This window comes from Acetobacter sp. ESL1128 (assembly GCF_058505085.1).
Genome location: NZ_CP196370.1, coordinates 37,008 through 59,335 on the forward strand (window position 1 = coordinate 37,008; position 22,328 = coordinate 59,335).

Sequence of the window (22,328 nt, forward strand, 5' to 3'; positions counted from 1 at the left end):
TGTATGAATGAATGGAGCCATCTCTCTTGACTTTCCCGTAATGCGGCGGCACCTCACATTAATCGGAACGATCTGGGGATATCGCCATCGCTTATGATGGACTTTATCTATGACGACCAAAACCTACGCGTTGCCATCGAGCGCTTTGTGGAACAAATTCCTTTGGATATATGGCCCCCCAAAAAACTTTCCTCCGCTATTCGCTGTCTTGCAAGCCAGATGCCAACCTTGGTTTTCTGTTTTTTTTTCGTTCTGCTCGCGATAATGAGTTCCAAGAACTACTGGTTTAATCTTACGGACATCTTTGGGTATTGTCTTACGGATTGGGCCATATCCTATGCTGACGGTTTTGTCCGTCGCGGACTTTCTGGAGAAGTGATTCTGTGGATTTGTGAACAGACAGGCTATTCCTTTGCGTCCATAACAGCGATAATCGCTGTTATCTGTAATCTCATATTTACCGCGACTGTTGCCGCATTGGTTTACCCGTTACGAAACAACCATTGGGCTTGGCTCCTTATTTATGGGCCAGGCAGTTTTGCAGTAGGTATGAGTACGAAAAACATGTACGGTCATAAGGACGTCCTGCTACTCGCTCTTGCTGGAGTGCTTTTTTTCGGGACAGTCAGATTTGTAGGCATGGTTCGCACGGTGTGGGTGCTGTCTTGTCTGGCATTGACCATTCCTCTCGTGCTTTCGCACGAGGGATACATGATCTTCCTTCCTATCCTATTCGTATCTCTTTCCTCGTTAAAACTGACGCGTCCTGTAATCGGGGCGTCATTACTGATCATGATCGGCCTCGCGGGGGCAGCACTTATCAGTATTAAGTTTAGCGGAACGTTCGCTCAGCGAGATGCCATAATCGATGCGTTTTTCAACGTCATGCCCTATCAATATTCGATCCGGCCGTTTGATCAATATGTTGCTTTCTGGTATCTGGGCCAAAGTATATCAGATACTCTGGCTTTCGTGACGCCTCGAAATGCAATAAGCATGCCTCAATTGCCGGGAGCTTTAATGCTCAGCTTCGGGCAGCTCATCATTGCAGCAAAAATGTTGCATGTTGGGAAATTCTTCTCTGACCCCAAAGGTAAGATCTGTGCGGGATTAATTTTTCTGTCCTGCCTGCTTCTGGCTTTGCTCATGACGTTCATCATTGATTGGACGCGCTTCTTCGTCATTATGAACATGCTAATTACACTTGCGGTAATTATGCGTATAAGGCTGATAGGCGAGGATACGCTCTCATTACTGCCTGGAGCAAAGTGGTCAGAGCAGAGTGAATCATTACGTTTTACCATTACGGTTACCTTAATTGCCGCATTTTTCCTGCTCAAGCCCGGCAAGGTTTCTCCAGATCTGATACATTTTGGCTGGAAAGATGTCTTGGCCGTTGTACTAATTGCGCTAATCGCGCATTGTCGGCCGACTTCAACGCAGCCTCTTAAGACTAATGAGTCATAACATGAAGCCTTTCTTCAGAGTGCTAGCATGTGTTGTTACTATCGGTGCGTTCAACATTGGTCATACGATCCGGGCGCAGGGCATATCCGACTTTCAGATCAATAATCCGCTTGCCCAACGCATCGTCAAGCGGCTTTTTGGCAAGACACAGTTTGATGCATGGACCGTAGATGTTGCTGGCTCTCGAAAAAATTCTTACGCTATAGCAGCAACCCCATCCTTGCCCGATAGTGATGCAAAAAAGCATGCTCTTCTTGGTGTGAATTGTATCAATAAGACTCCCTCAATCTCGGTAATTTTCGATGGCACCAGGCAGCAGTTTAATGAACCGATGTCTGTTTTCATCACATCCGATAATGGTGCGCCGCAACGAGAGATAGCTATGCCAATGACCGGGCGTGATGCAATTGGAATATTCGGAATGCGAGCGTCTATGACTGTGCAGTCGATACGGAATTCCAACATACTCACTGTTTTTCTGCCGCAAACGGGTAGAGCATGGCGCTTTTCTCTTTCTGGATTAGCGCAAACTATAATTTATACGAAGAATCATTGTATTTTTTCGGCTCAGGATATTATCGATAAATCCGAGATGACATTAATACAAGTGCGCTTACATCAGCTTGGTTACAATGTTCCTACGAACGGAGAGGTCAACAATCATATGAAAGAGACTATTTTCAAAATTCAAAAGAAATATGGTCTCAAGGAGACTGGTCAGATTGACGACTCAACATATGATATGATTTTACGAATAATTTCGGAGTAATGTGTAATTATCAAAAATCTATTTAATCCATATTATAGATTTTTGATATCATATACGGAATGAGAAACAACAAAGTATTAAAATTTAATGGTTAAGGTTTATGTTATGGAACAAAGATACAAAAGATATATTGTTTATGGGATTTTTATAATTTTTGGTACGATTTTCTACCGCCACGCTTCTGGTGATGATCTTTCTTCTTCATATATAGCATGTAAATTGTTTGAATATAAGGAGATTTCCCATCTTTATGATTATGATCCAGTATTATTTCATATAATAAAAAGTGATATATGGGAAAAGACAGCTAGGACTGCTCATTTCCTCGGCACAATGCATCCTTATGTTCAAACTCCTCTGTGGGGTTACAGTTTACAACCTATTTGTGCCAGTATTAATTTTTTCTGGTTCAAGATTATTTTTCTTTTTCTGTCGCTTTTTTCGATTTCTATCATGATGGAAATAACAGCTTTATTGTGGGCCCCGCAATTTTTGTCCCCTAGGTTAATGCTTTGTGCACTCGGGTGCATGCTTTTTACGGAACCTTTGATATATGCCCTTAAATTAGTTCAGACACACAGTATCTTTATGGCATTATCCCTATTAGCTTTTTCTTACAATCAAAAAAGACGGGATTTTTGTGCGGGCGGATTACTATCGTACGCGGCATCTGTTAAAATAACACCTGCTTTTATTATTATTTACTGGATTTTTAGAGGTAAGTTAAAGTCTGTCTTTTGGTTCTTTGTATGGTCAATTTTTATAATCATTTTGACAATTTTATGCGTTGGAATGAATATATTTTTCGATTTTATTAATTCCATGTCCCGTGTGTCGCATGTTCTTTTACATGCCATTAATAACCAGTCATTTTCCGCATGGGCATCCTACTCTACTGAATACAACAAAGAGCTGTTAAATTGGAAAATATTCGAAATAAACAGTGATATAAAAATGCTTTCCACTCTCCTAATGGTTGTATTTTTATCGTTTTTTGGATACATGGGACGAATCTGGAAAGACGGGACCACTGAACTGGCATCTTTAATTTCTATAACTGTATTTAGTCCTATTGCATGGTCACATTATTATATTATTGTTTTTCCGGCTATTCTTGTCATATTAAATAAAGGTGGGTTTGTTAATTACACTATTTGCTTTATTGTATTTATATCAAATACATGTGTGGTTAGCGTTAATTATTGGCATCCGATAATCCATAAACACACTATATTATATGCTGAGTTATATTCAGCCATTCTAACAATAATCGCTCTGATCGGCTGTCGGTTCCCTCTATTCAGGGCACCACTGAATTTACCCCGTCTACCGCTAATGAAGCGATAAAAATATTTCGTCTTAAAAACACATGGAGGTAGCCCAAGTTTAACGGGTTGGATTGAAAATGAATCGTTTTTGCTCTGAAGTCCATATTTTGCAGACATATTCGTAAGGTGTGGGGTCACTCAGCGTCTTGAGCCTTCGCCCGCAGTTGTTGGCTGCCATAAAGTCGTTAAGATGTGTCCTCAGTTGCTCAAGACCGTCGTAATGGAAGCGTTTGACGGTTGCTTCCTTGATCGTCCGGTTCATCCGCTCAACAAGGCCGTTCGTCCATGGGGTAAGTGGGTTTTATCAGGAGATGTTCGATCTCGTGCGCTTCACAGATTATGTCGAAGCGCATGAGACGCGACTAGGTCCGTATTACGATTGCCAGACTGGTCGGAGAACTGGATCCCATTGTCGGTCAGAAGATGTTCGAGGGGATTCCCAAGCCGCTCTTCGGTCGGCTTTCCCGACCGGTTGTGTGACAGCGAATTTGTTTGTCCGGTCAATGACAACACGGAGATACAGCTGGAGACCCGCAAAAACCGGGTAATTTCTGGCGAAGCGGTCTGGCTTGATGACGTCGAGGTTACGGGGCGCACCGGGGGTATCACTCGGACCGATTTCCACGATACCCGGCGTTGATTCCGCCGGGTTTGTCGACTTGCAGACAGTGTCAGCCTGCAGTTTCTAGACGCTCGTGGAAGATCAGCCGATTGAAGTTGTAGGCCAAGTTGCAAAGGGTCAGTTTCGCCTCAGCGCGGGCGAAGCCGATGGTGCGGATGAACAGTTGACCCGGTTTTTCTGCTGCGTGAAGACCTGCTCAGCACGCGCACGGATCAAGGATTTGGCGGCATTGGCCTGCGCGGGCTTGCCCATGGGTTTGCGCCGATGAATACAGAACGTGAGCATCTGGTCCGACAGCCACTTCTCGTTGCTCCTGGATCGATAGGCACTGTCTGCCCAGACCTCGGAACTGGTATTGTTCGTGCTGACGACCTGCCGGAGAAGACGCCCGTCCGCCGCTGAAGCCGAAGCGTCGGTCGATGCGGATGTGGGATTTGTAGCTGAAGGCCGGCAGGGCGATCATGGGGAGCGGCGTCCCATCTGCCCGATACCGGATTTTCCGCCGACCTTGAGTTTCCAGTGAGCGTCGGTATCCTTCTGTGCTGCGTTGTTCGGATCGTCCGGCCAAATGTCGCTGGCGCTCTTCCCTGATTTGACCGCTTCGCGTTCGCCCTCGGTGTTCTGCTGTCTTGGAGTAGGCACCCGCGAGGCGTCCACGATCTGCCCGGACATTGGAATGTAGCCTTTCTTCTGGAGTTGCCAGTCAAAGGTCTTCATCACCCGCCTGAGCGTTCCCGTCTCGGTCAGGCGATTGCGAAAATGCCGGATCGTGTTCTCGTCCGGCGTTCGATCCCCGAGCGACAACCCCAGAAATCGCAGCCAACTCAGCCGATCGCGGATCATGAACTCCATCCGGGCGTCTGACAGATTATGCTGCGCCTGCAGGATCAGGGCTTTGAACATTATCACCGGATCGAATGGTGGGCGGTCGCCTTTACTACTATAGCCATAGCCCAGCCCTTCGACCAGCCACGTCCGGAAATACTCGAAATCCACCATCTCCTGCAAAACCACGAGCGGATACCCCTCTTTACCCAATGCATCAAGGTGATCGCTCAAATTGAACAGGGACTGGGGATTCCATAGCAGGCCTCCGTGATCGCGTAACTTCAATGAATCACCATAGCCGTCCAAACACTACCGGTTTTTGCTGGTCTCCAGTTCGTCACGATATTACCTACTGGTTTCATAAACAGCGATTCGGATTCTGGTTGCGCGCCCCTTCATCTCAATCTGGATCTGGCGGCGATGCGCTTAATCCGCTAATAAACGAAACCGCCCAGCCGGTGGAGGAAGATCACTATATTCTAGGAAAATGCAGTACGTTCATGGAATTAAACTGGAAACGCTCAATTTTGGAGGAGTGATTGAATGCAATGAGTAATAATAAACAATTAAATGAACAAAATATTTTTTCAATTTTTCATCAAGATTGGTGGCTTAATGCTGCAACAGATGGGAATTACGATCTGATTGAAGTCAAAAAAGATGGTTTTGTTATTGGTAGCCTAGCTATCTTTATGAAAAATCATTTTGGTATGAAAATAATAACACGCCCGCCATACACACGAACCCTTGGACCACGCTTATTTTTGCCCCCATCCAAGCCATTTCGCCGCGCGCAGAATATTCGCAATACCATTGCCGAATTAGTAAAAAAAATACCACCTTACGATAGCCTGCTTATAAGTCTTGATCCGGAAGATGAAACTGCATTTGCTTTTTCTTTATGCAAGTTCACAATTGGTCAGGCTTTCACATTTCGTGTTCCATTGGATATCCCTCTTAAAGACGTATGGGATAATTGCGATCAAAAAACACGCAATCTGATTAGAACAGCAGATAAAAAACTCTCTGTCGTCTGTAATACTAATTTGGACGATTTTATTCGTATCTCTCTCATTGATAAGCCTCGCGCCCAAAATAGCCACGATTTTGCGCGCATGAAAAAAATTTTTGACGCATGCTGTCAGAGAGAACAAGCCTGTGTCATGAGCGCGTGGGATGAGCATAATCAGTTGATTGCGGCTGTCGTGTTAATCTGGGACCAGAACAACCTGTACTTCTGGCAATCAGCCAGAGATCGTGGAGCCACTATTGCCGGCTCTAACATGCTCCTGATCTGGCAAAGTATGGAATATGCCCATAACAAAGGTCTTACATTCGATTTTGACAGTTTTGCCTCCGCAAAATCTGCAAAAATGATTGCCAGCTTTGGACTTCCCCCTATTGTCCGTCCGCAAGTTTTAGGCACATCGATACTGCGGCAATGGGAAAGATCTGCGAATGGCACGCTGAAAATTTTTAAAAATAAGATTTTAGGTCGTACTGTCAGTTAACGCGTGATGTGGACAAGAGCTTGTTCCCACTCGCAATATGTGTCTTTTGAAACTCTCTTGATGATAAGTTCATTGAGCGCTCAGCCATTATGGATTTAGAGGTTAAGATTTCAGTCAGAATCCTTCATCCATTATCTGGACGGATTGAAGAACTTGCAGCTGGATGGTTCGGAAACCCCTCTGCCTCTGAACAATTTGTCAGACGAGCGGACGGCATACCTGATCAACGAGCGTCTGGCACAGGTGGGTGCGATTGAAAGACTGTTTGACCGATTTGACGTGATCCTGCACCACACCGGGTATTTGCCGATGTCGGCTCAGATCCTGGACGCGACGCTGGTGGCTGCTCCAAAGCAGCGCAATACGAACGCTGAGAAAGCGGATCTCCGGGCAGGACGTATTCCCGAAGACTGGTAGGCTAGGCCCGCAAAGCTGTCGCACAAAGATCGTCATGCACGCTGGACGCTGAAGTTCATGAAAGCAAAGCGGCAGGGTGATGGAGCCATGCCATCCAGCGCTCTCACCATCGCGTTCTTTGGCTACAAGTCCCACCTCTCCATCGACCGGAAGTTCCGGTTCATCCGGAAATGGAAGACGATGGATGCCACCGCCAGTGATGGCGCGCGATTGAGAGAGGGACTACTGGATAAAACCAATACGGCCTCAAGCGTTTAGGCTGATACGGCCTATCGCTTAAAAGCCAATGAGGACTTCATGGAGAAGCAGGGCTTTGTCTCAAAGGTTCACAGGAAAAAGTCGCATCTCAAGCCTATGTCCCGGCATATCCAGAAATCACAGATCGGGCTGTTCGTCCGAACAGTCGGTATCACCCGGGCCACAATAAGGATCGGTCTGGCCAATATCGTCTATAACATGTGCCGCTTTCTCTTCCCGGAACGGATCAGCGCGAGCGCGTAGCCATCCAGCGACAGACAACCCACGATCTGCTCAAAACGCAGATCAAATGCTACCCTAGGAACCGTCAATCAAATCGCCAAAAGCCTGAAATTACGAGTCAAGCGTATCAACCAACAGTTCTTCGATCCCTCTAGGTTAAAGCAGATCGATGGTTCTCTTCACCATATACCCATGATCTGCGAATTTGAGTAGTGGAAGATCGCCAGATGAGTCGCCATAAGCTGTAATGGATTGGTAATGGCGTCCTGAATTTGCAATATATTCCTTTATGCGCCGTACTTTTTCAGTGCCATAACAGTTATTTCCCTTTAACTGCCCGGTTGCCCGGTGCTTTTGATCTTCTTCTAAAGAAGAGCAAAGCACATCATGAAATCCTTCCGCGCGGGCCCAGGGCACAAGATAGAGGTCGAGGGACGCACTGAGCAGGATACAGTCTTCCCCCCGTGCCTGATGCGCATGCAGGCGTGCCATCATATCTGCCCGAAGCATGGTGGGAATGTTGTCCTGTGCAAACGCGCGCCCTGCGGCCCGCAAGCTGTCAAGGGGAAGGCCGCCCAGCGTATAACGTAGCAGGCGTTGTTTGGCTGTATCATTCGGGATGCATTTCAAGGCGTAGCCAGCCAACCACGGCAGGCTTTTCGTCATGCCCCAGCCTAAACCCCAATAGCCTCTGACGGCGCGAAGGAAAGGAATAAGAGAGTCATGCCGCGTGAGTGTGCTGTCAAAATCAAACAGAGCCAGCTTACGTGTCACAGGGAAAGCTTTTTGAAGATTGCTTCGGGAATGGACCTAATTATCAGCATGATAATCCGCCAGAACCAAGGCAGATAAACAACATTCCGTTTCCGTTTAACGGCCTGGATAATTCCCTGACCAATCTGGCCCGGTGTTGCCCACAACGCGCCTTTTGTGGGGATATGTGCTGTCATCGGGGTATCAACAAAGCCGGGTTTGATGGTCAGCACCGTAACGGAAGCCTTGGCCATACGATTGCGCAGCCCTTGCAGAAAAATATCCACCATGCCTTTGGCTGCCCCATAGACATAATTGCTCTGCCGCCCGCGATCACCCGCCACGGAGCCAATGACAGCGATTGTTCCTTCACGCCGGGGTTCAAACAGGTTGGCTGCCAGCGTGGTGAGCGAGATAACGCTGAGCGCATTTGTCCGGATTTCCTGCATTGTCAGCTCAACCGAAGCTTCGCAGGCTTTCTGGTCAGGGAGGGATCCGTGTGCGACCAGCACAATATCCGGCGCGCCAAGGGCCTGAGCTGCCTGAGCGTATAGTGCCTCATGCGTAGAAAAATCATTAAGGTCGGCCGTGGCCGTGGCGACTGTCTGCCTCTGTGTGCTCCGGGCCAGCAGGTCGGTGCGCATGATCTCCAGTTTGTCCGCACTGCGACCAACCAGAAAAAGATTATGGCCTGCCGCAATCCACTCCCGCGCGCATGCAGTTGCAATAGCCGATGTGGCGCCGAATATAACGATATTGCTCATTCAGGGTTATCCCTCAGGTTCATTTACACGGCGCCAGAACCCCGAGGAAAATCGAGGGTCAATAAAAGGCAGCATTTTTTCCCATTGAGGGAAGCCACGGCGGAACATGGCTCCCGACATGCGGGCGTCTTTGGCTGGATACAAGGCCCCCCCGGCTGATGCAACAATGCTGTCCAGGCGGTTCAGCAGTTGCAAGGTCTTCTCACCCATATTGGGGAAGTCCAGCGCCAGCGTGGCTCCGGGGCGCGGGAAGGAAAGGGTGCCCATGGCGGGGCGGGTACCGAAAGTTTTGAGCACGGCCAGAAACGACCCCATGCCAGAACGTGCAATCTGGCGCATGAGCTCCGCGACCCCATCGGCCGAGACGTGTGGTGGCAGAACACACTGATACTGGTAAAACCCCTTGGTGCCGTAGATACGGTTCCAGTTTTCTATTGCGTCCAGAGGGTAAAAATAAGGCGCGTAGTGTGCCACGTACCGGTCACGGGGCAGTTTCTGCCGGTAATAGACCTCATTAAACGCTTTGAGCGAAAGGCTGTTGATGCATGAGAACGGCAGGTCCACCGGCACAGTGCGGTGGCGGCTTTTCCATACGGGCAATTCAGCCTGCGGCGGCGCATGCTGTCCCGCAAACAGGATACCCCGCCCGCTCTGGCGGGTGCAGTCTATCCAGGCGACGGTGTAGGGCCATTCGCGCTCGGCGCGCGCATTGAGGTGCCAGAACTCATCCAGTGTCGAAAATCGGTAGGCCTGCGTCACCATAAATGGGTTGGCAACAGGTAGCAGGTCAAAAGTAACCTGGGTGATCAGACCAGTCAGACCCAGCCCACCAATTGTAGCGGCGAACCAATCCGCATTCTGCTCCGCCGAGCAGGTCAGGCGCTGCCCATCGGAACGCAGGAGTTCAAACGAGCGAACATGATTGCCGAAACTCCCGGTATCATGGTGGTTCTTGCCATGCACATCGTTTGCAACGCAGCCGCCCACCGTTACAAAACGCGTGCCAGGGGTTACGGGGGGGAACCAGCCCTGAGGGGTAACCAGTTCAAGTATATCCGCAAGGATTACCCCGCCTTCGCAGGTAATGCGGCCATGCTCCCGATCGAAGGCAATCATATGGTCCAGCGCGCGGGTGCGGATTACGGCCGCATCCGGGTTCAGGCAGACATCACCATAACTGCGGCCGTTACCAAACGGAATGCAGGTTTCCGCACCCGGCGGTAAAGGCAGGTGAGCAGTGCGTGCCGGTATATCAAGAACATGCTGATGCCCTACAGCAGGCAGGCGGTTCCAGGATTTGATGTCGTCTCTCATGACGCAAGCTGCTGCGTTGGTAGCATCAGTTGTCTGCGCCCGACGAGCAGAACGACAAGGCCAAGAAACACGGCAAACCACAGTGTTGTAAGACGGATGATGATGGTTGCCGCGACGGAATCTGCACTAGAGACGCCTGTTATCACCAGCAGCGCCGTCATGACCGCTTCCGTGCTACCGAGCCCCCCGGGCATGAAGCTTATGCCGCCGACCAGCATGCCCAACGCATATATGGACATTGACGTCCACAACCCGACATCCGCCCCCATGCGCTCGAGTACGAGATGAAAGGCAAAAGCCTCGGCTGACCATGCCGCGAGCGAAAGGGGCAGCATCATCAAGATAACATCGGTCGTATAGCACTTCCTAGTCGCAATTAACATATCAAGCAGATGCCGTAGCGCCCTGACGGTTTTGGACCGGCTGGCAGAAATCCATGTCGTGATAGTTTCCAGTATGCGCCCGTACAGCACGACAAACCCGAAAATGAAGATCATGACAAGACAGAGAACTGCTACGGGGCGGGCGGGGGGATATAGCGACAGACCAGGCAGCCCGATCACTATGATGGCTATCATGTCAGAGAGGCGCTCGCTCAGTAAAGCTGCAATACTGCTTGAAAACGGCATACCGCGTCTTTCAAGGAAGACGCCACGCAGCAATTCCCCCGCCTTGCCGGGTGTGGTGGTGAGGGCGAAGCCGGAAAAATAAATCAGAGCGCTATCGACATTCCCCATCCTGTGGCCCAACCTAGATAGGTAGATCTGCCAGCGTACGAAGCGTAGTCCGTAATTGATCAGCGACAGGGCAACGGCCAGAACAACACCCCCCGCACCGACCATACCGAGGGCATGAAGGACCTCACTCCAGCCTGCCCAGAGGGAAAACCCCAGATACCCGACCGCTGCCAGCACACCGGATAGGACAATGCCGCGACTGAGCGCCTGCCGAGATGGAATTTTTATACTGGCCATGCAATGACACCTATCGTGACCATAAGCCAGAGCAACCCAGTTATCAGTAGGTGCGGATCGCGCAGCATGTCACGCGCGGTATCATTGCCGCCAGTCCCCCGATGCAGGAGAAAAAGATAGCGGAAAATGCCATAAACCACGAAGGGAACCGTATAGATCAGATTTGTCGTGTGATGCCGTGCCACGGTTTCAGGTGAGACAGTATACAAGCTATAGCAAATGATGGTGCAGGCGGCACTGATAGCCGTAAACTGCTCAATCATTTCAGGAGAATAGTCATCCAGCACGCGACGGATGGAAGCGGGGTTGAGATCGTCGCTGTTTTCAAGTGCCAACAGTTCAGCTCGCCGCTTCGCAAACCCAAGGAAAAGAGTCAGCATGAGGCCACAGAGCAGTATCCACGATGTGGCATGAATACCTAGCCCTACCGTACCGATCAAGATGCGCAGCATGAATCCTGAAGAAATCAAGAACACATCAATGACGGGAACATGTTTCCAACGCAGCGAGTATCCAATATTAATAATCATATAGAGAACTAAAAATGCCAAAGCCCAAAGACTGATAACAAAGCCTAAAAACAATGCAAATGCGGTAAGGATAATATTCAGAGCAATAGCTTCCCTTACGGATACTTTCCCGCATGCTATTGGCCTACTACACTTTACTGGGTGTTTCCTATCAGAATTTACATCAATTATGTCATTAAAAATATATATTGAACTCGCCATCGCCGAAAAAGCGATGAACGCCAGAAAATCTTTTTGAAGAAGATCGTATTCCCGGATATTGTAGAATAAGGGACCAGCAAAAACAAAAAAGTTTTTTATATATTGATGTGGTCGGCATAGGCGCGCAACGTATAGGATTTTCATTGGTATATCTAATTGTAAATGACTGCTTGTTAAGAAGCCGATATTGATCCGCAAGTCAAGACTGCTGAGCGTAAGAAACTCTCCATTTTTGTTGGCATAAGATATATTATGCAATCCATCTCTGAGAGACCGACTAAATTATCCGTATTAACCAGAATAGAAATGTCTTCCCTGCCGACTTAGACGCTAATTGTCCAGCACCACAGTAGTGCGGTTTATAGGACGCCGGATATGGGATTATTGCTGAGGAATTGCACCGGATTGGCGTGTTGCCCGAGCTGTTGTGCGGAACAAGGACGACTATCCCGGCTTCAAATGTTTCGGTCTCACGCCGCATCATCAGGAAGCTGACAGTCTAGCACATGGAGCACACGGCCAACCGTTCAATCACCGCAGCCGGAAAAGTATTCGAGCACGAGTTCTGGCACTTATCCGCCGAAATCGAACAGACCTTCTACGCAGATTAGGGCAGACTTGATATCGCAGCCTGAGCGCGGAACAAATCACTCTCCGGCAAAACTGGGGCAGTTCAACAGGGGGGGTGAGGAAACGCCGAGTTCCCCTACCCCGCCATTCGAAGAGCCGGATCCCATCAAACAGCTTAATTCTATGAATAGCAATTTCCCGGCACTCGAGGGCATGAAACTGGCGTCAAGAAACTTAACGTGAGCAAGATAGCACATTGCTTGCAATATAATTGCTAATTGATATATATCCGATTAGGCATTGATTTAGATAAAGAAAGACTAATGAAGCCCGTTTGCGCCAAGCCATTTGATCCGCCCAGCAGGCACGACAAGGCCGACAAACTGGGAGTCATAAATTGCAGTGCCAATATCAAACAAGCGCCAATGACGCTTATTAGATCATGACGCAGAGCAAAGACACATGGCTTGCGCTCGATCAACAGGTTTGTTTTCCATTATACGCAGCTACCAACATGCTGCAGAAACTCTATCAGCCACTGCTGCAACCCTTAGGTCTCACTTATACTAAATACCTAGTCATGATGGTGCTCTGGGAAGCCGAAAGACAAAGCACCGAAGTGACCGTGGGAGATCTGCAGACTTGTCTTTATCTTGATGTAGCCACAATGTCCCCACTGCTCAAACGCATGGAAAAACTGGGTTTCATCGTTAGAAAAAGAAGCCGTAGTGACGAGCGCAAAGTAATGATCACTCTCACTGTCATGGGTATCGAGTTGCGTGAACGCGCATGCACCATTCCCGAACAACTCGTAACCAAACTAGAAGTCAATCTTGAGTTTCTTATCAGCTTCAGACAAGACGCCCAGTCTCTTGTAGAGACGCTGGCCACAAAACTACGAGAGACTTAATTTTACCGTAAAATCTAAATGTTTTCCGACAACGTCTAATTATCGACCATAAACAAGATCCCATAATATGAATTAGGAATAAGGGGGAACAGGGACTTACTCCAACCATCTAAAGATGGAAAATGTATAGTTAGGTAAAAATTAACATTTCCCACCTAAGATGAAAACAACTCCTGAAAATAAAAGAGAAGTGAAAAATGGGAAGAGATAATCACAGTGCAGAGAGCATCCAGAATCGTCACGATTTCATCGGAATGGATGAAGGTGATTTTCAGACTATACAGGGCCTTCGTGAAATTCTCATCAACGCATTGCCTGAAGCCCTCGATGCTCTATATGGGAGAATTCGGAAAACTCCTGAGGTTAATCGTTTTTTTTCTTCTGAATCGAAAATTAATCAAGCAAAAAAGGCGCAATCTTCTCATTGGCAAGCACTTCTGGACGCCCGCTTTGATAGCTCTTACGTAAAGCAAGTGCGTCGGATAGGAGAAGTTCATGCACATATTGGCTTAACCCCCCGTTGGTACATCGGCGGATACACAATCATTCTTGAACGCCTCATTCACTCCATTATAGAAGACGGTAAAGATCGTATCGGGTTATTTTCACAGGCATCCGGGCGGAAGCGTTTGGCCGAGAAAGTAACAAGCCTATGCAAGGCTGTTCTAACAGAAATCGATCTAACAGTCTCATATTACCTGGATGCAATGGAAACGGAGAGATCCGAGTTGCGTGCAGAACAGGAACGACGAACGCAAGAAGATCACAAAGTTATCACAGCAATTAATGAGGCTTTGACTTCTTTGGCAGATGGAGACCTCAACTATCGCGTAACAGAAATCCTGCCAGAACGCTCTGAGGTATTAAAACAACATTTCAATGCTTCAGCAGAACAGCTTGCACAGAGTATGGGTAGAATATCACTGTCCACAAAAGATGTTATGACAAATGCTGAAAGCATTCATCACGGGGCAGATAATCTCTCTTTAGCAACAGAACAACAGGCCGCTGCGCAAGAGGAAATGTCAGCAGCAGTGACGCAAATTGCACTAAGCGCTTCTGAGACAGCTAAAGAGACTACGAAAGCCCGACATATGGCTGGATTAGCACAATCAGAAGCAGAGCAAGCTAGTCAGGTCGCGACTGATGCAATAGAAGCGATTAGTAGGATGGAACAATCCTCACAAGAAATCTCAAATATTATTGGTTTAATCAATAAAATTTCCATGCAGACAAATATTTTGTCACTCAATGCTGGTGTTGAAGCGGCAAGAGCCGGTGAGTTCGGGCGTGGTTTTGCAGTCGTCGCAAGTGAGATTCGCGCACTAGCTGAGCGTTCTGCAAACGCCAGCAAGGAAATAGCCGCGTTAATCACAAAAGCTGCTGCTGATGTCATCTCTGGTGCCACACAGGTACATAACGCCAGAGAAGCTTTGGAACGTATCACAAGCCAGGTCATCGAAATCAACGAAGTTATTACCAAAATTGCAACTGAATCCCAATCACAATCTGCCGGGTTGAACGAAGTGAAAGTCGCGATTAGAAGCTTGGAACAAACAACATTAAAAAATGCTGCCATAGCTGAAGAAAGTGCCGCTACAGCACAAAAATTAGTCATGATGTCAAATGAACTATCTCGTGACGTTTCAATATTCAAAATGGATTCTAATGCAAGAAATATAGCCTCTAATCCACTTCTTAATGTCAACAATGTTGATTATTGAGCTCAGAAATGAACGACAAATTTATTCGTTATGCTTTGGATAACTCTGCAATTGTAGCAATGACAGATTGCAAAGGCACCATAACCTTTGTAAATCAAAAATTTTGTGAAATTAGTGGTTATGGTGAAAAGGAATTAATTGGGTTTAATCATAGAATATTACGCTCTGGAATTCATCATAAAGAATTTTTCCTGCAGATGTATCGTACAATCTCAGCTGGCCACATCTGGCACGGAGAAATATGTAACCGAAAGAAAGATGGCTCCCTCTATTGGGTTGATACCACAATTGTTCCTCACTTCGCTGAATCAGGAACTGGCATGGTTGATGGTTATGTAGCAATACGTTTCGATATTTCTACAAGAAAAGATCTTGAAAAAGAACTTCAGATAAATATTAGCAATCTTGAGTTAACAGCAAATACGGATTTCCTTACAGACCTGCCTAACCGGCGATTGTTTTGCAAGCACATTGAAGAGTTGATAAAGCAGAGCAGAAAAAAGTCAGAAACATTTCATATTGCCATATTAGATATAGATATGTTTAAAGAAATAAATGATTCTTTTGGCCATGAAATAGGTGACTATCTTCTGAAAATAATTGCATCTCGCCTAAAGAGCATTGTAAGTGATCGTGTTTTTATTGCCAGATTAGGTGGTGATGAATTTGGTATAATATTAAATAAAAAAACAAGCATCAAAAATCTAGAATTTTGTGAAAAAATTCTTGAAACAGTTAGAGAACCTATCAAAATTGATTCAATAATTCGTTATTGTTCAGCAAGTATGGGGTGTGCAATTTTTCCTCAACATGGTCAGAATCGGCCTACGTTACTTCAGGCAGCAGATATAGCACTTTACCGTGCCAAAGAGTTGGGACGCAATAGATTTAAAGTATTCAACAATCAAACGATGGATGTAATCAAGAACAAATCTCAAATTTTATCAGACTTCAATCTTGCTTTAAAAAATAAAGAAGTGAAATTTTTCTACCAGCCAATATTATATCCTTCCTCCCTCCATAACGTGTCGTTCGAAGCTCTCGTAAGATGGGATCATCCAACACTCGGCCTTTTAAATCCCGGTTCTTTTCATACTGTTTTTACTGATCCGGCCACATGTGCTGTCTTTGGAATTTACATGCTGGAAAGCATATTCGAGGACATGTCGATTATGCTTGATCATGGTATTCAATTTAGTAGAGTTGGCATTAATCTGACTGATGCAGATTTTCGTTCTGATGCTTTTATTGATCTCTTTTCCCGTAGTTGTGTCGAAACAGGAATTGGTCCTGAGCGTTTTTGCGTCGAAGTGACAGAAAGTATACTGTTGGGCCAGGAGCAAAAACGAATTGAACAGAGATTACGACAATTACATACCATGGGTGTAGAAATAGCATTGGATGATTTTGGCACAGGATACGCGTCTTTAACTCACCTGCGTGAGTTCCCGATTGATCGATTAAAAATTGACCAACGTTTTGTTTCTAATATTGAAACCTCAACTGATGATCAGGTCATCGTTCACGGTATCATTGATATTGCTCATGGATTAGGTAAGACTGTTACTGCTGAAGGCGTAGAGACTATTCAACAAGCCAAAACTCTTCTTAGTATGCAATGTGATTCTCTACAAGGTTGGCTTTTCAGCAAAGCATATCCTGTCGTAAATCTTGCTTCAGTATTAAAAATAATACCAGACGTTTTTAATAAATTTGATCACATGTCACATAAAAAACACAAAAACAAACACAATCATGATAAGAATTAAATAAAATTCAGAATGTAGAACAATTATATTATTAGACGGTGATATATTTTACCGAAAATCGCCGTCTATACCATCACAAACCAGGAAAAACACTCTATCGACAATTAAGGATATCTGGCAGCAGCAGATAGAAACAGACTCTCTGACAAGAGAGGCTGGCACTCTCATCATGCGCTAGAATTTCATTCTTTCTCTTGCTCAGAAAATGAACGCGGATATTTATGTCCTGATCCGTCTGCGTGATGAAAAAGAATTTGTCTCCTGTCTGGAGTTAGCCATGTGCGGTCATCTCATCATTCTGGGGACGCGATGGGAAAAAGGCACCCGGTTCCTTGAGGAGATGGCACACCATATTAACCGGCAAAGCGACATCTCGGTCCTCGCTGCTTTCAAACGCATGCTCAAAGCCGTGATAGAGGTCCAACCAAAAGCGGCGGAAGACCTAAACCCCAGAAAAACCATCGTGCGCAGGATACAGCTGAACACTCAACCTGATACCTGAGAGCATCGAGGCACTCTGTCGCTTCCCCTCTGCTTGCGCAAAGGGGAAGCCCAGCATGCGAAGAGCCTCAACAGGGGGACGTCACATAAAACGGGCACAGATATACGCTAAGCATTTTGGGCATCGGAAACGCCGATCTTTTGGCGCAGCGGCCGCAGCGTTCCGCCCGTTGTGCTGGCGTCCGTCCAGAGGTAGTCGCCCGTAAGATTGATGTGCTGCCAACCCAGCGGCGACAAGTGCTGGAGCAAGTCGGGCGGGATTTGTTTCCCATGTCGCTCCAGATGGCGCAGTACCGCCTCCATGTAGGTCGTGTTCCACAGGACAATGGCTCCGGCGACCAGATTGAGGGCGCTTGCCCGGTGTCCCTGGGCCTGAATCCCATGGTCGCGAATCCGGCCGGTGCGGTGAAAGAAGATCGCCCGCTTGAGGGCGTTCTGCGCCTCGCCCTTGTTCAGCTCACGTGTGGCGCGGCGCCGTTCTTCCGGCTTTTCGATCCAATCGAGGGTGAAAAGCGTCCGTTCGACCCGACCGACCTCGCGCAGCGCCAGGGCCAGACCGTTGGCGCGCGGATAGGAGCCGAGGCGCTCGAGCATCGTGGACGCACTCGTGACGCCGGTCCGGATCGACGTCGCAAGGCGGACAATATCTTCCCAGTGACTGGCAATAAGCTGCTCATCGATGGCTTGCGCGGCCAGCGGGGCGATGGCCGGACCGGGCCGCGCATCACGAAAGAGATGGAGCCGCCGCGCGGCGATGTTCGGAATCCGCGGTGCGAACTGAAAGCCCAGCAGATGGCACAGCGCGAAAACGTGATCGGACACGCCGCCGCCGTCGGTGTGATGACGTTCGATCGCCAGTTCGGCACCGTGATGCAACAGGCCGTCAAGGACGTGCGCAGCCTCACTCGCGCCGGCGGAAATCACCTTGGCGTGAAATGGCGCATAGCGATCCGAAACATGGGTGTAGAAGGAAACTGATGGTTCGCTGCCCTTGTGCGGATTGACGGCACCGGTCGCCTGGGCGCGGCGATCGAGCGGAAAATTTTGGCCATCGGAACTCGACGCATTGCCGGCGCCGAACGCGTTTGAAAGTGGCAGGCGATGCTGGGCATCGACCAACATCGCCAAGGCAGCGCCGTAGCTATCTTCGCGCAAATGCCAGGCTGCAAGCCAACCGAGTTGGCGCTGGCTCACCAGATCGCAGGCCTCGGCCATGCGGGCGTGCCCAAGATTGGTGGCATCGGCAAGCACTGCGGTCAGGACGGCACGGGGATCATCGTGCATTCGGCCGGTTGTGAGATGGGTGAAGCATTTCGAAAAACCGGTCCAGCGGTCAACCTCCGCCAACAGGTCAGTAATGCGGATAGTCGGCAGATGGCTATACAAGGGCGCAAGGGCCATTTCAGCTTCGTCTGGCGTGACGGCCCGAAGCGGCGATATCCGCAGCTTGCCGCCCGAGAGACGTACATCTTCGAGTGCATCGGCCGCTGCCTTTGCATCGACCTCGGCCAGTCTCTGGGTGAGCAGGGCCTTGCGTTCCGCTAGCCAAGTCGCGGCGGTTTCGGCGACCGGGATGGGCAGTGGCCCCGCCGCCCGCATGGCAGCGAACACAGGCGCGGAAATAAGCTGCTGCTCAACCGCTCTATATCGCCGGCTGCCCTCGACCCACATGTCGCCGGCGCGCAGCCGGTCTCGCAATTCGGTAAGAACACAGAATTCGAAGATGCGACGGTCAAGACCGGCTCGGTCGATCCGCCGACGCCAGGCGGGGCGCACGAAGCCGAGCGGGACACCCACGGGCAATTTGCGCAGCCGCCCACTGCCCAGATCGCGCATCGTAGCGATGTCACGAGCAAGGCCCGAGCAGGCAGGAACTGCGCCGAAGGTGAAGCTGGCGACAAAGGCCGGACCGATCTGACGGAGGATCGGAAGGTTGGATCGCGCAAGCTCGACAGGATCGAGCGGATCGGGACGCACAAGTTGCCTAGCCTCCGCGATTTCGGAGCCGAGGTCATCCCACCCGATTATCTCTGCAATGGCGCCGAAAGGATCCGAGCCGTTTGCCCTTGCGTCGATGATCGCGGTTCCGAGGCGGGCCAGCAGGCGGATTTTGCCGTTGATGGTGCGCTTGTCGCGTTTCAACGCCGCCTCTTCCCGGCGTTCGGCGCGCCGGAACATCTGTCCGATCAGTCGTTCGAACATTACCACGGCATCGTCGGTCAGGGCCACCTGCATTTCGATGACGGTGGCGACCAGAACAGCCCGACGACGGATCGGGTTCAGGACGGAAAGATGTTGCGCGGTAAGCCGGACGCCCTGCTGGTTGAGAAGGCGCAGCCGCTCGGGATGGACCGGGGCCACGACTTCAGGGGCCAGGCCAATTGCGCGGATTACGGACAACCGCTCAAGAATCGCCGCGAAGGAACGGCGCCCAGGCCTGCCGGGCGGTTGGCGAATCCACGCAAGAGTGCTGATCCGGCCTTCATCGTACTGCAGCAACAGCGAATCCAGCAGGCCGCATTGTGCCGAGGTCAGATGGCCCGTCAGCAAGTCGCCCACTTTCCGCTCGGCATCGAGCAGGGCCTTGCTCACCATAGGTTCCAGGGATGTGATGCCGGGCACGATTATCCGCCGTCTCCGGAATTCCTCCATCAAGATCCGCGCCAGATCGATTCCGCCGGTCATGGTGAGGGCGATCGGCAGGAGCCAGGCCTGCAGTTCAGCCTGGATCGGACGGCTCAATTGGCGGAACGGTCTGAAAACGTGGTTAAAACGAAACCTGACACTTAGGGTCACGGTCGCGACCAACGGCTTTATCGCAGAGCAGGTCATTTGCGGTCTTGCGCGGCAAACAGGTGTTTTCCGACGCCTTCAAGCCTTAGCGTATATCTGTGCCCCTTTTATGTGACGCCCCCAACAGGCAGCGGAGATCTTCGCCGCAATGACATGGTTTGTGCCAGACACTCTTAGTCTTGCATTGAAACAGAAATCAATGAGACACATCTCTATAGAACAACAAAGTGGGTACGCCCGACTGGGATGCAGTTCGCACTTTTCCCTGTAAGCCTGTACTTGCAACGCTTCTGCGCAGAAAAGAATGAATGGCGATATTATGCCATGAGCATTCAGCCTGACTTTATTGGAAGCGCATTCTTAATGCGCCACTGGGGCAGGAACGGAACAGGCGCTCATTTACGCCTGGACCAGTATGGAGAGAAGGTGCTGCGACTAACGCCCTGGCACATCTGGCCCAGAAAAAACTAAAACGCGGTTACAGGGTTATTGCGCAGGATGCGCTTTTGTTTTCGTAACGCGTTTTGAACCGGGTTTTGGCCCCGGTTTTTTGCGTGGCGGAGCTGCTGGCTGAAGTTCAGCTTCAACAACAGCAGGTTTGATTTTTTTTGCGGATTTCTGCTGGGGCTCCTGAGCAGTCGCCACAAGCGTTTTACTCACCTTCGGCTGACGTGCCAGTTTTTCAATTGGCGCGGCGACTTTCACTGTTTTTCTGGCTACTGGCTGGCGGCTACTGGCGGGAGCTTCAACCAGTTTGCGCAGAACAGGTGACGCCTTGAAGCGCACAGTGGCATAATCCTCCACCATCACCTTTGCTCCGGTTCGCGGATTCAGGCGCTGACCACCTTTGGCTGTAGCTTTTTTAAACGTCCCAAAACTGGGAAGTGTGAAAAACCCTTCTTCTTTGATCTGCGACACGATGGCTTCGATCAGCTCATTCGCGGCTATATTGGCCTTCACACCGGTACATCCAATGCTATCCTGAAGAACGGCTGCGATAAATGCTTTGCTCATTATAATTTCTATTCCTGGTGAATAATCAAAATGGATTTTTCATCGCATGAGTTACCTCATCAGAAGCAACATGAGATGGCAAGTGTTTTCCAGACAGGGTGGTAATAATGCTATCTATCTGTTCTTTAAGAGCAAGAAGGTTGTTAAGACTTTCCTGATCCTGCCGGATGTCCAGTTGACCATATAATGCAATCCTCGCACTCTCATTCTCCAGTGTGAGTCCACCAAAAGTGATACTTTTCCCCTGATCGTGGAAAGGGATAAACGACATGGTTTAATCCTCCATTATCTGCTTCAGCGCATGTAGGCCAAGACGTATTCCCTGTCTCTCGAGCCTGTTCTGATAAGACTGACTCTCCCGCGCTCGGTAAGGACTACTTTCAGGTTCGGGCAGGCCCATGGCGCGCGCCTTCATATCTGCGGGTAAGGAAGAGAACGGATCAATACCAACCGCATGAATTAACGCCGCGACACTGACTATGGTACAGGTTAGCGTATCATTATTTTTGCAGACATAAACCCCTGCCCCAGCACTGACCGGATCATAGACAGCTTTCCATGTTGAACTGGGCACCAGAACATCATGTCCAATCCCGCGTGTACTGTCATGGAATGCGGGACCTGTGTGCGCCATCTCCACACCTGTCCATATCCCTTCGCTGAGGGCGGCCGTCTGCGGCACGACATTTGCCAATGTAAACGTCTGTTCCTGTGCCTGAATAGTCGCCGCGCCCCCAGATGGACTCATGTGAAATACCCGTTTTAATTTCATACTTCTCATTCAATACAATGCTTCCGCGGCGGTCTGAAAGGCGGAGCGAAGCGAAGCCGGAAGACCGCCGCGGAAGCATTGTAAATTGCGGAGAGAGGAGCTAGGTGCCCCTACCCTCGACAAATTAGAGTAGGAGATGCCAACTATCGACTTCAGATCTGTAGACCCTGTCCTCTCAGCGCGTAAACCGGCCGTTAACGGGCTTAAGTGAAAGCTCAATAGCCGATATTCGCGGTGGCCCACTGGTCTACAAGGGGGGAGAAACGCTAAGAGAACTTATCGGACATAAAAACGGGGGAGGGGGCAGAAACGGAAAA

The 22,328-nt window shown here is 49.1% G+C and carries 16 protein-coding genes and 5 pseudogenes; 10 read left to right on the forward strand and 11 right to left on the reverse strand.

The features are described from left to right. Positions 1-93: 93 nt before the first annotated feature. From ACSYTG_RS13180 to ACSYTG_RS13190, 3 genes are all read left to right on the forward strand, one after another. Positions 94-1,467 carry a hypothetical protein gene (locus ACSYTG_RS13180; protein ID WP_253531362.1) on the forward strand — a complete coding sequence of 458 codons (1,374 nt, stop codon included), beginning with the start codon at positions 94-96 and terminating at the stop codon, positions 1,465-1,467. Between the two features lies 1 nt (position 1,468). Beyond that, the gene (locus ACSYTG_RS13185; protein WP_253531365.1) at positions 1,469-2,236 is read left to right on the forward strand and encodes a peptidoglycan-binding domain-containing protein; all 768 of its coding nucleotides are present in this window, start codon (positions 1,469-1,471) and stop codon (positions 2,234-2,236) included. A gap of 333 nt (positions 2,237-2,569) precedes the next feature. Continuing rightward, entirely contained in the window at positions 2,570-3,583 is a 1,014-nt protein-coding gene (locus ACSYTG_RS13190) for a glycosyltransferase family 87 protein (RefSeq protein ID WP_489784065.1), read from the forward strand. 39 nt (positions 3,584-3,622) lie between these two features. Here ACSYTG_RS13190 and ACSYTG_RS13195 read toward each other — a convergent pair. Next, a pseudogene (locus ACSYTG_RS13195) lies at positions 3,623-4,090 on the reverse strand (integrase core domain-containing protein); the annotation flags it as partial. A gap of 145 nt (positions 4,091-4,235) precedes the next feature. Further along, positions 4,236-5,275: pseudogene (locus ACSYTG_RS13200) on the reverse strand (transposase). Positions 5,276-5,562: 287 nt separating this feature from the next. On the opposite strand from ACSYTG_RS13200, the gene ACSYTG_RS13205 reads away from it, so the two are divergent. Both ACSYTG_RS13205 and ACSYTG_RS13210 read left to right on the forward strand, forming a co-directional pair. Continuing rightward, on the forward strand, positions 5,563-6,525 hold the full coding sequence (locus ACSYTG_RS13205) for a GNAT family N-acetyltransferase (protein WP_489784058.1): 963 nt from the start codon (positions 5,563-5,565) through the stop codon (positions 6,523-6,525). Positions 6,526-6,711: 186 nt separating this feature from the next. After that, positions 6,712-7,443: pseudogene (locus tag ACSYTG_RS13210) on the forward strand (transposase); the annotation flags it as partial. A gap of 135 nt (positions 7,444-7,578) precedes the next feature. Here ACSYTG_RS13210 and ACSYTG_RS13215 read toward each other — a convergent pair. From ACSYTG_RS13215 to ACSYTG_RS13235, 5 genes are read right to left on the reverse strand one after another with little or no spacing between them, the layout of a single operon-like run. Next, a complete protein-coding gene (locus ACSYTG_RS13215) occupies positions 7,579-8,196 on the reverse strand; it encodes an HAD-IB family hydrolase (protein WP_489784059.1) in 618 nt (205 codons plus the stop codon). After that, positions 8,193-8,939: an SDR family oxidoreductase gene (locus ACSYTG_RS13220; protein ID WP_086647307.1), complete on the reverse strand. Its 747-nt coding sequence runs from the start codon at positions 8,937-8,939 to the stop codon at positions 8,193-8,195. The genes ACSYTG_RS13215 and ACSYTG_RS13220 overlap by 4 nt, the downstream gene beginning before the upstream one ends. Positions 8,940-8,945: 6 nt before the next feature. Further along, positions 8,946-10,253 carry an FAD-binding oxidoreductase gene (locus ACSYTG_RS13225; protein ID WP_253531394.1) on the reverse strand — a complete coding sequence of 436 codons (1,308 nt, stop codon included), beginning with the start codon at positions 10,251-10,253 and terminating at the stop codon, positions 8,946-8,948. After that, a complete protein-coding gene (locus ACSYTG_RS13230; protein WP_253531392.1) occupies positions 10,250-11,227 on the reverse strand; it encodes a lysylphosphatidylglycerol synthase transmembrane domain-containing protein in 978 nt (325 codons plus the stop codon). The genes ACSYTG_RS13225 and ACSYTG_RS13230 overlap by 4 nt, the downstream gene beginning before the upstream one ends. Next, positions 11,215-12,102 (reverse strand): decaprenyl-phosphate phosphoribosyltransferase, encoded by an 888-nt coding sequence (locus ACSYTG_RS13235; protein ID WP_165926527.1) that lies wholly within the window; start codon positions 12,100-12,102, stop codon positions 11,215-11,217. The genes ACSYTG_RS13230 and ACSYTG_RS13235 overlap by 13 nt, the downstream gene beginning before the upstream one ends. A gap of 868 nt (positions 12,103-12,970) precedes the next feature. Here ACSYTG_RS13235 and ACSYTG_RS13240 point away from each other — a divergent pair. From ACSYTG_RS13240 to ACSYTG_RS13255, 4 genes are all read left to right on the forward strand, one after another. Next, positions 12,971-13,438, forward strand: coding sequence for a MarR family winged helix-turn-helix transcriptional regulator (locus ACSYTG_RS13240; RefSeq protein ID WP_415666147.1), 468 nt, complete (start codon positions 12,971-12,973; stop codon positions 13,436-13,438). Positions 13,439-13,635: 197 nt separating this feature from the next. Next, positions 13,636-15,162 (forward strand): methyl-accepting chemotaxis protein, encoded by a 1,527-nt coding sequence (locus ACSYTG_RS13245; RefSeq protein ID WP_415666146.1) that lies wholly within the window; start codon positions 13,636-13,638, stop codon positions 15,160-15,162. A gap of 8 nt (positions 15,163-15,170) precedes the next feature. Continuing rightward, complete coding sequence (locus ACSYTG_RS13250) at positions 15,171-16,931, forward strand: putative bifunctional diguanylate cyclase/phosphodiesterase (RefSeq protein WP_415666145.1); 1,761 nt, start codon at positions 15,171-15,173, stop codon at positions 16,929-16,931. Positions 16,932-17,136: 205 nt separating this feature from the next. Next, the gene (locus ACSYTG_RS13255; protein WP_415666144.1) at positions 17,137-17,433 is read left to right on the forward strand and encodes a hypothetical protein; all 297 of its coding nucleotides are present in this window, start codon (positions 17,137-17,139) and stop codon (positions 17,431-17,433) included. Positions 17,434-17,540: 107 nt separating this feature from the next. On the opposite strand, the pseudogene ACSYTG_RS13260 reads toward ACSYTG_RS13255, so the two are convergent. Beyond that, positions 17,541-20,183, reverse strand: a pseudogene (locus ACSYTG_RS13260) (Tn3 family transposase); the annotation flags it as partial. A 366-nt stretch (positions 20,184-20,549) separates the two neighbouring features. On the opposite strand from ACSYTG_RS13260, the gene ACSYTG_RS13265 reads away from it, so the two are divergent. Continuing rightward, entirely contained in the window at positions 20,550-20,696 is a 147-nt protein-coding gene (locus ACSYTG_RS13265; protein WP_489784060.1) for a hypothetical protein, read from the forward strand. 276 nt (positions 20,697-20,972) lie between these two features. Here ACSYTG_RS13265 and ACSYTG_RS13270 read toward each other — a convergent pair. From ACSYTG_RS13270 to ACSYTG_RS13280, 3 genes and pseudogenes are all read right to left on the reverse strand, one after another. Beyond that, positions 20,973-21,239: pseudogene (locus ACSYTG_RS13270) on the reverse strand (HU family DNA-binding protein); the annotation flags it as partial. 25 nt (positions 21,240-21,264) lie between these two features. Next, positions 21,265-21,510: a hypothetical protein gene (locus tag ACSYTG_RS13275; protein ID WP_489784061.1), complete on the reverse strand. Its 246-nt coding sequence runs from the start codon at positions 21,508-21,510 to the stop codon at positions 21,265-21,267. Positions 21,511-21,513: 3 nt separating this feature from the next. Then, complete coding sequence (locus tag ACSYTG_RS13280) at positions 21,514-22,011, reverse strand: DNA/RNA non-specific endonuclease (protein WP_489784062.1); 498 nt, start codon at positions 22,009-22,011, stop codon at positions 21,514-21,516. Positions 22,012-22,328: the final 317 nt, after the last annotated feature.